Raw genomic sequence first — 14,641 nt, forward strand, 5'->3', positions numbered from 1 at the left:
GCACGTCCGAGACGAAAGGGAGCAGGCCTGATGGCCGAGGAGAGCGAGAAAGCCGAGCGGAGCGAGCAGGTCGTCGAGCCGAGCCGGCTGGACAAGTTTTTCAGCCGTACCGGGGGATGGTACGTCGCGGCCGCGATCGTGGTGGTCGTGACCGCGGGCCTGGTCTGGGTATTGCTGCCCTCCGGCCGCGACGCGGCGCCGGCGCAGGCGCCTCCCGTCGGCGCCGGCCCGGTGCCGGGCAACGGCAATGACGGCTGGAGCGACACCGGGTGCGCCGGGACCAGCGGCTCGGCCACGGTCCCGACCAGCGCGCCCCAGGCGACGTGGCGGGCCGAGAACATGGCCTCGATCCCGACCAGCCCCGACTACGGGCCGATCCGCACCGAAGGCCCGGTCCACAGCTGTTTCCAGCATTCTCCGACCGGCGCCCTGATCGCCGCCACGGTCATCCTCGAGGGGCTGGCGACGCCGGGGCAGGCGGCCCAGGTGGCGTACGCGGGGATGACTCCCGGGCCCGGGCGCGACGCGACGATCGCGTCGACCGCCGACGCGAAGCAGAGCCCGCTGACCCCGGCCGGGTTCTCGATCGGGGCGTGCCAGCCCGACCGGTGCCAGGTGAGCCTCCTGCTCACCGACGGGGCCTACGGGCAGTTCGCGATGTCGATGGTGTGGCGCGGCGGCGACTGGAAGATCGACGGAACCGGCGGCCCGCTGCAGCCCGTCGCGAGCCAGACCATGCCGTCGGGGTTCATCGCGTGGGGGCCGAGCTCATGACACGGATCGTTCTCGCGGACAACTGCGGCATCAGCATCGGCTGTTATCTCGAAGACGGCGCCAAAAAGGCGTTCGCCTACATGGTCAAGGCGTTCGGCGAGGCTGTGATCGGCCTCGTCAAGTTTCTGTCGACTTTCTGGATGAAGGTGCCGTCGCCGACGGTGGCGGGCCAGGGCGCGGACGGGCAATGGCACGAGTCTCAGACACTCGACTGGTTCCACGGGGCGCTGTCGGCGTTCACCGGTTTCTTCGCGGTGTGCGCGTTCGTCTTCGGCCTCGGCCGGATCGCGTGGTCGGCGCACCGGTCCGGTGAAGCGCACGAGGCGAAGGGCCTCGTGCGGCAGGTGGCCACGGTCGCGGCAGGTCCGCTGTGCCTGGCAGCGATCACGCAGCTGCTGATCTCGGCGGGCGACGCATTCAGTCCGTGGATTCTGGAACGGGCGTCGGACGGCGACCCGTCTCAGGGCATGGACAAGCTGATGAAGATCGGGCTGGGCACGGGCGCGCCGGGGACCCTGTTGGGCCTGTGGCTGATCCTGTTCCTCCTCTGCCTGATCGGCTCGCTGATCCAGTGCGTGTTCATGGTGATCCGGGCTCCTGTCGTGATCGTGCTCCTCACGCTGTCGCCGGGGTTCGCGGCGACGACGGCCAGCGAGGAGGGCTGGCAGCGGTTCAAACGCCTGGGGATGATCGTTCTGGGGTTCACGCTGTACAAGCCGGTCGCGGCGATCATTTACGCGGTCGGCATCAAGCTGATGACCACCACCGCCACGTCGCAGGCCGACGCGCCGGGAGGCTCCATCCAGGACGCGATCTACGGCATGGTGATCATGGTGATCGCCGCGCTGGCGCTGCCGGCCTTCATCAAGTTCATCGCCCCGGCCGCAGCGGCAGGCAGCTCCTCGATGTTCTCCGGTGGGGCCGCGATCGGCGCCGTCGCCGCCGGTGCCGCGATCGTGGCCGGGGCCGGAGCGGGAGCCGCCGGCGGCGGTGCCAGCACTGCGGGATCCGGGGCGACCGGGAGCGGCATGGGCGGTGCCGGGCTGGCGCAGACCGGCGCCGGCGGCGGATCCGGTTCGCCTGGCGGAAGCCCGGAACCGCCTGCGTCCGCAGGCGGCGGTTCCGGCTCTGGTGGCGGCGGTGGGGGATCCGGTCCTGGCGGCGGTTCCGGCACCCCGGAAAGCCGCGGCGCCCAGGCTGATGCCGCCCCCGCGCCCGGCGGCGCGACCGGTTCGAGCGGAGGGTCGTCGCCCGCTCCCGCCGCGGCCGGTTCCCGCTCGACAGGCCGAGGCGACGCGATTCGTGGCGGGTCGGAAGTAACCCGCCGACTGACCGATCAGATCGGGTCCGGCGAAGAGCCGGACACCGCCGAAGGCGCGGAGGGAACCCAGCGATGACTACCCCCAACGAGACCGCAGAACGGGATGTCACCTACGGCAACCTGATCTCGCCGAAGCTTCCGGGCCTGGGCTCGCTCGGCTTCGGCTCGACGATGTTCGCGGTGTTCTCCGCGATCGTGCTGATCGTGCTGGTCGCAGTGCTGCAGCTGCTGACGGTGGCCGTGGTGTGGCTGGCGATCAGCGCGGCAGTGCTGGCACCGGCGACGTTCCCGACCAAGGACGGATACGGCCGGTACCAGATGATGTGGCGCCGCCGCATGCACGCTCGCGCCGAAAAGGCCGGGCGCACTGCGTTGCGCCAGGGCCTGACCGGCCACGTTCCGGACGGGGAATGCCGCCTGCCCGGCCTGGCCGCCCCGACTCGGCTGCGCACCTACCGCGACGTCCACAGCCGCGAATTCGGTTTGATCGTGTGGCCCGAACAGGACCTCTACACCGTGGTGATCGAGGCCTTCCCCACGGGCTTCGAGGGCCTGGACAAGTCCACCATCGACAGCTGCCTGGCCCACTGGGCAGCGTGGCTGGGCCGGCTGAACACGGTGGAAGAGATCGCGGGCGCGGCCGTCGTGGTGGAGACGGTGCCGGACTCCGGACGCCGCCTGCTGCGTGCGGTGCGCCGGGGCCGGGTCAACGGCGCGCCCCAGCTCTCGCGCGGAGTCACCGACCAGATCCTGAACAGCTACCACGTCGGGACTCCGGCGACGACAGTGCGGCTGACCGTGACGCTCTCGGCGATCGCGCCGGGCAGCACCGACGAACCGGCGCGCACTGAACAGGAGATGGCCGACCTGATCGGGGATCTCCTGCCGACCTGGACCGGGTCGCTGGACATGACCGGCGCCGGGACCGGGGCACGGCCGTGCACGGCTCAGGAGATCACCGACTACGTGCGCGTCGCCTTCGACCCGTCGGTAGCCGAGCTCGTCGAGGAGGCGCAGCTGCGCTCCGGCGAGGACGGCGGCGGAACTGGCATCGAGTGGGCGCAGGCCGGGCCGATCTCGGCATGGAACCACTGGGAGTACTACGAGCACGAGACCGCGGTCTCGCGCACCTGGCAGATGAAAGAGCCGCCGCGCGGGGTGTTCTTCGCGCAGACCCTGCACCACATGCTCGCGCCGCACAAGGACATCGCCCGCAAACGCGTGGCGCTGCTGTACCGGCCGGAGTCGCCGGAGATCTCGGCGACCGCATCCGAGCGGGACGTGAAAAACGCCCGGTTGAAAGCCACCCAAGGCCGCTACGCCAAGGCCGCCGCGGCCGGGGAACTGGAAGCCGCCCAGCGCACGACCAAGCAGGTGGCGATGGGGTCCCCGCTGATCCGAGTGGGGTTGCTGGTGACCGTCACCGTCCGCGACACCGCCGAGCTGGCGCGGGCCTCGCGGGCGGTCAAGACCGGTCTGGCCGGGCAAGCCCGCATCGCGTTGCGCCTGCCCAAGGGCGCCCAGGACGTCTCTTTCCTCTCGTCCCTGCCGCTGGGGCTGGTTCCTCAGAGCGCGCTGCGCGCCCCGGGCAAGCATCAGGAGGGTGCGGCATGAACAAGTTCTGGAGTCGCGCGCTGAGCCGTTCCCGTCGTAAGCGGCTGGCGCGGTCGGCGCTCACGCGCACGGGGTGGGCGATGGCCGGAGGAGGCGAGACGACCATCGTCGACGCCCCGCCCGAGTTCCGAGGACCGTCGGTCCAGGTCACCGGGCTGTATCCGTTCTCGGCCGGGTCGACGTTGCCGATGATCGGCTCCGCGCTGGGCCCGCACCTGGGCGGCCGCGGCATCCTGTGCGCGGACCTCGTCGCGTGGTTCGCCGCCGGCCTCATCAACAACCCTTCGTGCTTCGTGCTGGGCCGCCCGGGGGTCGGGAAGTCGTCGCTGGTGCGGCACATGATGATCCAGCTGCCGGACAAGGGCGTTATCCCGCTCGTCCTGTCCGACTTCAAGGGCGAGTACGTCGACCTGATCCGAGAGCTGGACGGCAAGGTCGTCTCTCCCGGCCGGGGCTCGGCCTACGTCAATCCCCTGGACCTGGGACCGCTGTGGCAGCGGCTCATGGAGCTGCCCGAGACGATGACCGGCCGCGACGGCCGGCTCCGCCACCCCCGCGCCGAAGCGCGCGCGGACATGGAGGGCCGGAGGGCGAACGTAATGATCGGCCTGTGCGAGCTGGCGATCGGGACGCGGCTGGCCGCGCACGAGCAGAACATCCTCGTCGCGGCGATCCGGTGCTGGCAGGACCGCCATCAGACCGACATCCCCGTCGTGCAGGACGTCCTCGACGTCGTGAGGCAGCGGCCGAAGGAGCTGCAGCTGATCGCCCAGGACCGCGGCGACGAGACCCGCTACGCCGAGCGGACCGAGCGGTTGGTCGACGCCCTGCTGGCGCTGTGCTCCGACGAGGGCCTGTTCGGCGGGATCTTCGCCCACCACACGACCGAGCCGATGGAAATGGGCCGCCCGTTCTGCTTCGACCTGCAGGCCGTCGACGCCGCCGACCGCACCGTCCAGGCCGGTCTGCAGCTGGTCTGCTGGTCCTACGGCTCGGCCGCCGTCACCGCCTCCAAGCACCTGGCCGACGCCGGGCTGCAGCCGCGTCAGGTCTACGTCCTCGGCTACGACGAGCTGTGGCGCTCCTTGCGCGCCGCCGAGTTCATGGTCGACCGCATCGACGACCTCACCCGGCTCAACCGCACGCTCGGGCTCGCGCAGATCCTGATCACCCACACGATGGCCGACCTCAAGCTGCCGACTGCGGACGCGACGGAAAAGGCCTGGGGGTTCGTGTCCCGCTCGGAAATGGTGTTCATGGGCGGGCTGGACCACAAGGAGATGGGCAACCTGGCCGAGGTGTTCGCCATGTCCGCACGCGAACAGGCCATGGTCACCAGCTGGTCGGCACGCGGCACGGTCAACCCGAAGACCGGAAAAGCCGACGCCCCGCCTGGGCGGGGCAAGTTCCTGCTGAAAACGGGACAGGATCTCGGGCTGCCCTTCCGTGTGCAGCTGGTCGACGCCGAGCTCGCGCTCAACGACACGAACCGCACGTGGCACGACGCGATCGCGTCGATGAACCGCGGCGGCGGCAGCTACGACGAACTGCTCGACGAGGCGGTGTAGACCATGCCCACCCAGCGTCCGAACAAGCGCCGACCGGCGGCCGGGATGACCGGCGGCGAAGCACTGGCGGTGCTCCTGGGCGTGCTCGCCCTGCTGTGGTGCGCGGCCGCGGTGTGGCTGTCCGCGCAGCTGGGCGGCACCGGCCACGGCGACCCGGTGTCCTGGGCCGCCGACCGCGGCGGCACCGGCCGGTGGAACCCGGCCGCGACCGGGTGGCTGCTGCTGTTCGCGCTGCTCACCCTGTTCGCCGCCGCCGTGATCGGCGTCCTCGCGTGGCGGTGGTGGCGCGGCCGCGAATGGACCGACGCCCTCGCCTCGGACATGTCCTCGCGGCGGGATTTCCACGAGCTGACCGACCAAGCCGTGGCCCGCGATGCCCAGCGGCTCGGCTGCGCGCACGCCGGCGCCGGGGTCCCGGTGGGACGCGCAGTTTTGACTGGTCAGAACCTCTACGGCACCTACGAGTGGTCCCAGGTGTGGATCATGGGCACTCGTGCGGGCAAGACCCGCTCAGTCGCGATCCCTCAGGTGCTCTCCCACCGGGGCCCGGTCGTGGCCACGGAGAACAAGCGCGACATGCACAACCGCATCTGCGGGCCGCGCTCGGAAATGGGGCGGGTATGGGTCAACGACCCGCAGCAGATCGCCCACCGGCCGCCGAGCTGGTGGTGGAACCCGATGTCGTTCGTGACCAACGTCGAGCGCGCCCAAAAGCTGGTTGAGATCTGGGCAGCCGCCCGTACCACGGCCGACATGGCCGGCGCCGACCCCTACTTCGAACCCGAAGGCCGCGCGCTGCTGGCGAACCTGGTGATGGCCGCCGCTCTCAGCGGCGAATACGTGACCCGGTTCCCGGACTGGCTCACCGGCTTCTCGCCGCGCCCGGGGGTGCCGGACCCGGCCGAGATCCTGCGCGAGCACGGGTACCGGACGATGGCCAAAGCCGTCGAGAACTTCCTCGACCTCAACCCCGACCAGAAAGACGGTCTCTTCGGCACCGCGCGGTCGTTCGTGCGGTTCCTGGAGACCCCGGAGTTTCTTCCGTGGATGGCCCCCACCGGCACCGATGATGCACGGCCGGTGTTCGAGCCGAACGCGTTCGTACGGTCGGAGGCCGACACGCTGCTGCTGCTGTCCAAGGACGGCGCCGGTTCGGCGCGCGCGCTGACCGCCGCACTGACCGCGGCGGTCTACGCCGCGGGCGAGGAATATGCGGAGACCTCCGGTGGCCGCGTGCCGACACCGATCCTGTTCGAGCTCGATGAGGCGGCCAACATCTGCCGCTGGCCCGAACTCCCGCGCCTCTACAGCCACGCGGGCTCGAAAGGCCTGATCTTGGTTGTGATCCTGCAGTCCGCGCCCCAGGGCGAGGAGGCGTGGGGCGAGCGGATGTTCAAGATGATGATCAGCGCCGCGAATATCTTCGTCGCCGGCCGCGGCATCAACGACGGCGAAACGTTGTCGTTGCTGGCCAAGCTGATCGGCGACCGCCAGATCGCCGACCGCTCGCTGTCGGTCGGCACCAGGGGACACCGCTCGACCGGCCACCAGAACCGCGACGAACGCATCCTCACCGAAGCCGACCTGCGCGCCATGCCGCGCGGCCGCGCGGTCCTGTTCGCCTCCGGCGCACGCCCGGTGCTGCTCGGCCTGCGCGACTTCACCGACTACCCGTGGGCCCCGCTGGTGGCCGCGTCCGAAGCCCACTTCGGCGACCCGGACCTGCTGGCCCAAGCAGATTCCGAGGAGGAGAACACGCATGCGTAGGACCCCGAACCGCCGGCTCTCCTCCGTGGAGTCGGCCCCAGCGCGCCCGGACGGCCCTTCTGGGTCTGCACCGGCGCCGCCGCAGCGCACGGACGGGCCCGCCGCGGCCGCGTACGCCGCGCTCCGCGCAGCGCAGAGCGCTCTGGCCGATGCCGAGGGCACGGTGCGGGTCGCGCAGGCCCAGCTCGCCGACACGCTCGCCGCGACTCCGCAGGAAAACGCAGCCGTCGCCCGCGCCGCGGAAGAAGTCGAGTCCGCGCGGGCGAAAGCCCACGCGGCCGCAACCGCGGTCCGCGCCGCGCAACGCACGGCCGCCGACCGCGTCGGCGCGGTGGAGGTCGCGGCCGCGAAACTCGACGCCGAGCGGACCCACAACGCTGCGGACGACGTGAAGCTCGTCGAGGCCGCCGAACGCCACGACAAGGCGGTCCGGGCCCAGGAAGCGGCGCAGGAGGCCCTCCTGGAGGCACACGAGAGCCGAGACACGGCCGAGAACCTGCTGGCAGCCGCGGAGGAGCAGCTCGCCCAGGCCCGCGCGGTGCCTCCCCGGGAGAGCGCGGCCGTGGTCGCGGCCCGGGAGAAGGTCGCCAAGGCCGAACGCGCCCGAGACCTGGCCGAGGAACGCGTCGCTGCGGCCCGGGCCTCCTACGACCGCGCGGCCGCCCTGGAATCCGGGCAGGACGCGCCCGCCGCGAGCGCGCCGTCGTTCGCGTCGCTGCCGACGTTCGTCGACCGGTATGTGCTGCCCAACTGGCGCCACCGCCACGACCGGGACACCCGCTGGTGCGAGCGATGGTGGCTGCACGAGGAAGCCGTCACCCGGCTGGAAGCGCTCTGGGAAGCGTTCGAGGCGATGCGCCTGGAACCGGCTCCGAGCCTCTCGACCTGGCTGCGCGACCACTTCGACCACCACATGTCGATGCTCACCCGTGTAGACGGCACGTTCGCCGGGTGCTCGCCCCGCACCCACGACGAGCCGGTCCACCGCGCCGGTGCCGTGTGGGCTCACACCGAACCGCCGGCGGGCTTGTTCGACGTCGACCCCGAGTCCGTTGTGCAACCCCAGTCCCACCAGCAGGGAGGCGTGGCATGACCATGCACGAAGAACTCGAGCTCGCACGCGAGCTGGACCAGGCACTGCGCACGGCAGTGACCACGGTCGCGCAGATCACCGAGCGGACCGCCCGCGCCCGCGCCGACAAAAACCGCGAGCTAGCACAGCGGGAACGCGAAGCAGCCCGTGAGAACGCCTCCCGTGCCGGGGAGCTGCACCGGCAACAGGAGGCGAAGAACCGAGCCGTCTGGACGGCACAACGCGACGGGGCCCGAGACAGGTTCCTGCCCTGGACCCGGCCTGGTGTCGTCGAACGCGGCGATCGCGTCGACGCGGCCCGCGCGTGGGCCGCGGCGGCCGCGTGGGCCGAGCAGGACCCGCGCGCCCTGGCAGCCCGCGACGATCTCGGCCGACGGATCGAAACCGCGCACGGAGCAGATCCGGCCACAATCCTGCGCAGCGTCGAGAACCCGGCCGAGCCGGGCCGCGTGCCCGCCGGACGCATCACCATGCCCGAAGCGGTCGACCTCGCCGAGGCCAACGCCCCGTTCTACTACCGACGCCACAACAACCTGCGCGGTCGGCTCGACGCTCGCCCGAACGGCGCGGCGCAGCAGCGGGTGTGGGCGGACTGGCAGCACTGGGCCGAGTACGGACGCCTCCCCACGCTGTCGCGGTGGGAGGCATGGGCCGAGCACACCGGCCGAGGAGCCGAGTTCGCGCCCGACCGATGGCGAGTCGCGGGCGGAGCCGTCGACGAGCACGCCCGGGCCGCTGCGCTGCACCGCCACTGGGAAACCACCGCGACCGACCGCGCCGAAGCCGAACTGGACCACCACCGCGCCCAGATGCGCGCGGCCGGCCTGAACCCGAACCGGGCAGACCTCGCGATCGGCACTCCCTTGACGCCGGCCGGGCGTCCGGACCGGCCGCTGGATCCGAACGCCCTGGACGACGCGGCGGTCGCCGATCTGGTGCGCACCTGGGAGTCGGCCCGTGTCACCGCCATCCTGGATCCCGACAACGCCGCAACCGCATTGGACAACGCCGACCTGCTCGAACGGCACTTTCGCGAGCGGTTCGGCATCGACCCGGCGACCTACCTCGCCGATGCCCTGCAAGACACCGCGGCCGCCGCCGCAGACGCAACCCGCGACCAGGACGCGGTCGCGACCGCGCTGTCCGAGGAAACCGCGATCGCGCACGAGATCTCGGCCAGCACCGGCACCCCGGCCGAGATCCGGTACCGCGACGTCGTGCTCCCCGCCGGTCCCGACAACCCCGACCGCGGCGTGGCCCCGACAAAAGCCGACAGCGACGCCGAGCGCGCCCACCGCGCGCAAACATGGCGGCTGGCGCAGGCAGGGATGGACGAGACAGCATGGAAGGCCCTTCCCAGCAAGGACCGCTACGACCGCTACTGGACCGTCTACGACACCGAGGAAGCCCGCCAGGTCCAAATCCCCGAGAACGGCACCCTCGGAGCAGCCGCCCCGCTGACCACTGCCCCCGAGGACCCTGCACCCGAGCACGAGATGCCCGCTTCCCCTTCAACCGAAGCGAAAACACAGTCCACGGCCCCTGCGAGCACACCGCCGAAGCCAGCACCGAAGGAAGAGCGGGGAATGGCCCCGTCCAAGGCGTCGACCCCGCAGGAGCGGGCCCGCCGGGCGACCGCGTGGGCCCTGGCCGAGCAGAGCTTCCGCGCCGAACTCCCTGCCGACACCTCGTCGATGGCCGCAGGCAAGGCATGGCAGGAGATGGCGTGGCAGGACAAAGCCCTCCGGTACTGGACGGCCTACGACTCGGCCGACGCGCGCGCGGCCGCCGGCCTGGATCCCGTCGCCGCTCCGCGGACGGCACCCGCACGATCGCGGCGGGCCGACCCCGCGCCTGACGAAACTCCGGCGATCAGCCGGGAACGGACGATCGAACTGAACACGCTGGCCGCCGACTACTTCGCCGCGTCGATGACGCCCGACTCTCCCGGGTATGCGTACCTGGCCGGCAGGCTCGGCGCGGACGTCGTGGCCGACGACCGCTGGCGCTTCGGCTACGCCCCGACCGGTTGGTCCAACCTCACCGGCCACCTGCGCAGCCACGGCGCCACCGACACCGAGATCGTCGCGGCAGGCCTGGGCCGGCAGTCCTCGCGCGGCCAGGTGATCGACTTCTTCCGTGACCGCGCGATGGTAGGCATCCACAACCAGGACGGCGACATCGTCGGGTTCATCGGACGCGACCTCTCCGGCGACGAGAGGGCGCCGAAATACCTCAACACGGGCAGCACCCCGGCTTACACCAAAGGCGATCACCTCCTGGGCCTCTACGAAGCTCCGGCCGACGCCCGTCTCGCCCGCGTCGAAGGCCCTTTCGACGCGATCGCGGTGACCGCCGCCGGCGACGGACAGGTCGCCGGCGTCGCCCCACTGGGCACCGCCTTGACCGACCGGCAGGCCGACCAGCTCGCCGAACGCGGGCGGATCTGGGAAATGCTCGACGCCGACGGCGCGGGCCGCGCGGCCGCGGAAAAAGACTTCTGGCTGCTGGCCGAACGAGGAGTCGACGTGCGCGACATCCCGCTGCCCGACGGCCTCGACCCCGCCAAGATGTGGGAGGACAAGCGCGACGATCTTCGCGCGCGGCTGGCAGATCTCGACAACGCCCGCTCGGGGGCGTACCTCGTCATCGACAACGCCATCGCCGAGCTGCGGCCCCGGCTCATCGCCGGAGACGACGACGCCGCAGCAGAGGTCGGGTTCACCGAATACCGCGTCCGCGAACACGCCCCCGAAGACCAACGCGAGCAGCTGCTGAGCTACTCCATCGACGAGGTCGCCCAGCTGCACTACGACGCAGGCCAGGAGGCGGTCGAGCAGGTGCTCAGCGAGATGCGCGCCACCGAGGGCGAGCTCGACCAAACGCAGTCAGTCATCGACGACGAGCGAGCCACCGCGATCCAGCCCGGCGACCTCGACAACGGATCGCACCACGCCGAAGCTCGACCGGCCACTGCGAACTACGACCGGGCCGGGTCCGTGCCCGAGACGATCGACGTCGACGCCCGCCAGGCCCGCACCGTCTCCGCGTACGGCTACCCGCGCTCGACCCGCGACATGCTGGCCGAGACCGACAGTCGAAAGGCGACGCAGGCGAAACCTCGTCCGCAAACGCCCGCGTCCGGCCGCGCCACCCACATTCGCTCCCAACGACGGTGACAGCGTCCGATCTGCCCAGCAACAACCAATCGCTCAGGACAGGAAGGGCCTCAACGATGAGCGAGTCCGCACAGTCTGCGCAGAACGACACCGGCGCCGACAGCGCCCGGCTCTACGACGAATACGTTCCGCGGCGGATCGACCCCGACGCTGCGGCGGACGTCCTGCGCAAGCAGGCCTACCTCGGGATCGAGGGGCGCTCGGCCAACGCCAACGCCCGGCGCGCGGACCGCGCCGAGACCATCCTTGCCGAGGCCGCCGCCCGCGAGGACCAGGCTTACAGCAACGCGTCCTGGACGGACGAACCGAGAATGCCGGACGTCAAGCTCGTCCGCCTCGTCGCCGAAGCCGGCGGCGACGTGCAGGCCATCCCCAGCGACGAACTGCGGGACGTCGTGATGTCCGCGCTCGACGCCCACGGCACCGAGTCCGTCGTCAGCGACGAGGACGGCACTCACTTCGAGTGGCTGGAGCCGATGGACGATCCCGACGTCGCCGAAGCAGTGGACAGCACCCTCGCCCAACTCCGCGACACGCTGCTGCGGAACGACGCCGCACAGCCGGAAACCGCAGCTGCTGCCGCGAATCTCTCCGACCGCGGCGAAACCATGACGGCATCGCTCGACGACGAGGCGGCCCGGGTTCGCCAGGTCTCCGCGTACGGCTATCCGCGCTCGACCCGCGAGATGCTGGCATCAGCGGCGACACGGCCGGCGACCCAGGCAACGCCGCACGCCGAGACGCCCGCAGCGCACACCACACGGACCCGCACCCAAACCACCTGAACCGCCGAACTCAACGGTCAAAGCCCCGGCTCAGCGAACGCGCGAGCCGGGGCTTCGCTATGCAAGGCCTGCTCCACGTCCGTCCGGACCACGGAACGTTTCCAACTGCCTCGCGCGCAGGCAGATGTGTTCAGCGAGTCCGGCCGCGCCGTTCGTCCGGCGCCGGCTTCGCCGCACCAGCAGGTCGAATCGGCGACGCCTTGGCGACCGTCGCGCCCGGTGCGGTCGTGGCGCGTCCTGTCGCAACACGCGCCATCGACGCCGCGTCAGTCGCCTCGGGCGTGAACGCCGCACGGTCCGGCACTGTGTGCTGCAGGTCGCTCGTTACGTGTTCGAGGACTGCAACGGCGTTGGTGTGCAGGGCGCGCGCGGCCGCCAGCTCTTGCCGTGCGGCGCTCGCCGCGTGGACGGCGGTCACGGTGCGCTGCACTTGGGCGAGGACTGCGAGCCATCCGCGGTGATGATCCGGCGAGCTCGCGCGCAACGCGGTCGCAGCATGCCGCGCCGCGAGCTCCGCACGGGTCGGCCCAAACTGTTGCGCAGGTGCGCCGTCCTGTCCGCGAGGTTGCGGCATCGCCGGCAGTGTCGGTGGGGCGTCGACGGTGTGCCGGATGAGTGCATCGGCAGCGACCGCGAACGATTCCCCGGTCGGCCCGTCGATTCGGGAGAACACGGAGAGAAAACCGGCTGCGTCCCGCTCGTGACGACGCCACTCCGCGGAGTCGGAGGACAGCCTTTCGAGGTCGCCGTTCCACGCGTCCAGCTCCACGACCGCAGCACGAACTTGTTCCTCGACATCGCCCTCCGCCACCGGCGTCGAATCCTCCGGTGCGGCGTCTCCGCGCCACAGCGCCAGCGCTTGCGCGCGCGTCTGCGCAGTCTCGTTCGGCTCCCACTGCGCACGCAGTTTGCCCAGGGTCATCTCCGGGTCGAAATGAGTGGGCGAAAGCCAGGTCCCATCGCCGATGCGGATCTTGTACCCGGTCACCGTGTCGTGCCCGCCGGGAGCCCATCGCGCGACGTCGAGCTCGACGCCGACAGCACCGTCGAGGACAGCGTTGATGAACTCGACCTCGGTCGTCGACATGGCAGCCGCTGCACGCACAAGCTGTCGAACGAGGACGCGGTCGGGGACCTCTTTTCCGGTCTGCTCGGCGCGCTGCCGGGACATCTGGTGCTCGGCCATCGTGTACGCGGGAAGCGATCGGCCGGAACGACCCTGGTCGTGCAGCGGGGTGACGAAGTCGTGACGCTCTTCGATCTCTCGACGCACGCGCTGAACCAGTGCGAAGTCGTTTCGGTGGCGATTGCCGTTGCGGTCGGTGCGGTGGGGCAGCTCAGCCCAGCGCCCGTCCTGGCGGACGAGGTTCACCGCGATGTGCATGTGCTCGTTTCCGTTCACCGACAGGCCGTGGCGCATCGCCACCCACCGGCAGCCCTGGTCGTCCTCGGGTCCGTCGCTGAACCCCATTCCGCTGACGAACTCCTGGGCGACGGTAGCCCACTGCTCATCGGTCCAGGCGTTGTCCGGCGGGAGCGAAACGATCAGATGATAGACGTGCTCAGGACCGACCACGTCGTTTCCGAATACGTCGACGACGCCCGGTTCACTGCCGCGCGCGGTGCGCGATACGCCGCGCACCGGCATTCCGGCTTCGGCCATCTGTTCCATGTACGCGGCGCGCCACGATGACTCGACGAAATGTCCAAGCTCGCGTGCTTCGTCGACGGCGAGAGCGCCCGGCCAGGCAAGGGCCAGCCCGGGGGATCCGGCCACCATGTGCTGGTCGCGATGTTCGTTCGCCTTACCGGGTCCGTAGAGGTACTTCATCAAGCCGGGCATGTCCCGACCGCCTTCGGCGACGTGCGCGACCATGGTCGACGGTTCACCGGTCACGCTTCACGCTCCTGAACAGCTCTCCGCCCGGCAGGTCGTGCCGCAGCTCGCCGATGCGCTCGACTTGCCGCTGTACGAGTGCCAGTGCGCCCTCCAACTGCGCGGCAGCAGGCAGCTCCCCGGTCGAGTTCGCGACGGCCGCCATCTGATTGACGTTCGTCGCGACGCCGATCAGCAGACGCTGAGCCATCACCAGTTCGGCGTAGATCTGCGACATCTTCGCCGCGGCGACAGCGTCGCCGGCCCACAGCGCCCGCTCGTACAGCCTTGCGACGCTGACGCCCTGCACTTCCGCCATGGCCGCGACCCGCGCCCACTCTTCGTCAGTGTGTTTAATGACGGTCCGCTTGTCACGTCGCTGACCGACCATCCGACGACGGTACGAGCCTCCCCGTTCACCCATTGCAGCACACCTCCTGATGGGTTTCCTCGTGCTGCGCACGAGTGGGTCTACTCGGCCGGCCACCTTGGACGGGCGAGGTGCATGATCAGGGTGACCCGCACTTAGGGGCACCCTACCCTATAGCTTGCTCCCGCCGAAGGCGTGGAGTGCCTTTTCCTCCGGAAATGCACTCGGTCACCGAAACCCATCGGCAAGGACGGGGGAAATCAGTACGGGACTTGACGCATCAAGTCGCCTACA

At 70.6% G+C, this 14,641-nt stretch carries 10 protein-coding genes; 8 read left to right on the top strand and 2 right to left on the bottom strand.

Features of this window, described 5'->3' with window-relative positions; translation table 11 throughout:
- Nucleotides 1–30 precede the first annotated feature (30 nt).
- From SSMG_RS42915 to SSMG_RS42050, 8 genes are read left to right on the top strand one after another with little or no spacing between them, the layout of a single operon-like run.
- Nucleotides 31–774, top strand: a complete 744-nt coding sequence (locus SSMG_RS42915) for a hypothetical protein (RefSeq protein ID WP_009086650.1) — start codon at nucleotides 31–33, stop codon at nucleotides 772–774.
- A complete protein-coding gene (locus SSMG_RS42920; RefSeq protein WP_009086652.1) occupies nucleotides 771–2,171 on the top strand; it encodes a hypothetical protein in 1,401 nt (466 codons plus the stop codon). Before SSMG_RS42915 ends, SSMG_RS42920 begins: the two co-directional genes overlap by 4 nt.
- Nucleotides 2,168–3,709, top strand: a complete 1,542-nt coding sequence (locus SSMG_RS42025) for an SCO6880 family protein (RefSeq protein ID WP_009086653.1) — start codon at nucleotides 2,168–2,170, stop codon at nucleotides 3,707–3,709. Before SSMG_RS42920 ends, SSMG_RS42025 begins: the two co-directional genes overlap by 4 nt.
- Entirely contained in the window at nucleotides 3,706–5,277 is a 1,572-nt protein-coding gene (locus SSMG_RS42030) for a hypothetical protein (protein ID WP_009086655.1), read from the top strand. The genes SSMG_RS42025 and SSMG_RS42030 overlap by 4 nt, the downstream gene beginning before the upstream one ends.
- A gap of 3 nt (nucleotides 5,278–5,280) precedes the next feature.
- On the top strand, nucleotides 5,281–7,044 hold the full coding sequence (locus SSMG_RS42035; protein WP_009086656.1) for a type IV secretory system conjugative DNA transfer family protein: 1,764 nt from the start codon (nucleotides 5,281–5,283) through the stop codon (nucleotides 7,042–7,044).
- A complete protein-coding gene (locus tag SSMG_RS42925; protein WP_158688182.1) occupies nucleotides 7,037–8,137 on the top strand; it encodes a DUF4913 domain-containing protein in 1,101 nt (366 codons plus the stop codon). The genes SSMG_RS42035 and SSMG_RS42925 overlap by 8 nt, the downstream gene beginning before the upstream one ends.
- Nucleotides 8,134–11,316, top strand: coding sequence for a toprim domain-containing protein (locus SSMG_RS42045; RefSeq protein WP_009086659.1), 3,183 nt, complete (start codon nucleotides 8,134–8,136; stop codon nucleotides 11,314–11,316). The genes SSMG_RS42925 and SSMG_RS42045 overlap by 4 nt, the downstream gene beginning before the upstream one ends.
- 56 nt (nucleotides 11,317–11,372) lie before the next feature.
- Complete coding sequence (locus tag SSMG_RS42050; protein WP_037719555.1) at nucleotides 11,373–12,101, top strand: hypothetical protein; 729 nt, start codon at nucleotides 11,373–11,375, stop codon at nucleotides 12,099–12,101.
- 130 nt (nucleotides 12,102–12,231) lie between these two features.
- On the opposite strand, the gene SSMG_RS42055 is transcribed toward SSMG_RS42050, so the two are convergent.
- Together SSMG_RS42055 and mobC are read right to left on the bottom strand one after the other, a co-directional pair.
- The gene (locus tag SSMG_RS42055) at nucleotides 12,232–13,998 is read right to left on the bottom strand and encodes a relaxase/mobilization nuclease domain-containing protein (protein WP_009086663.1); all 1,767 of its coding nucleotides are present in this window, start codon (nucleotides 13,996–13,998) and stop codon (nucleotides 12,232–12,234) included.
- Entirely contained in the window at nucleotides 13,988–14,368 is a 381-nt protein-coding gene (gene mobC, locus SSMG_RS42060; protein ID WP_158688183.1) for a plasmid mobilization relaxosome protein MobC, read from the bottom strand. The genes SSMG_RS42055 and mobC overlap by 11 nt, the downstream gene beginning before the upstream one ends.
- Between the last annotated feature and the right edge of the window lie 273 nt (nucleotides 14,369–14,641).

Origin of the sequence: Streptomyces sp. AA4, assembly GCF_000158875.1 — a bacterium.
Lineage (GTDB): Bacteria > Actinomycetota > Actinomycetes > Mycobacteriales > Pseudonocardiaceae > Amycolatopsis.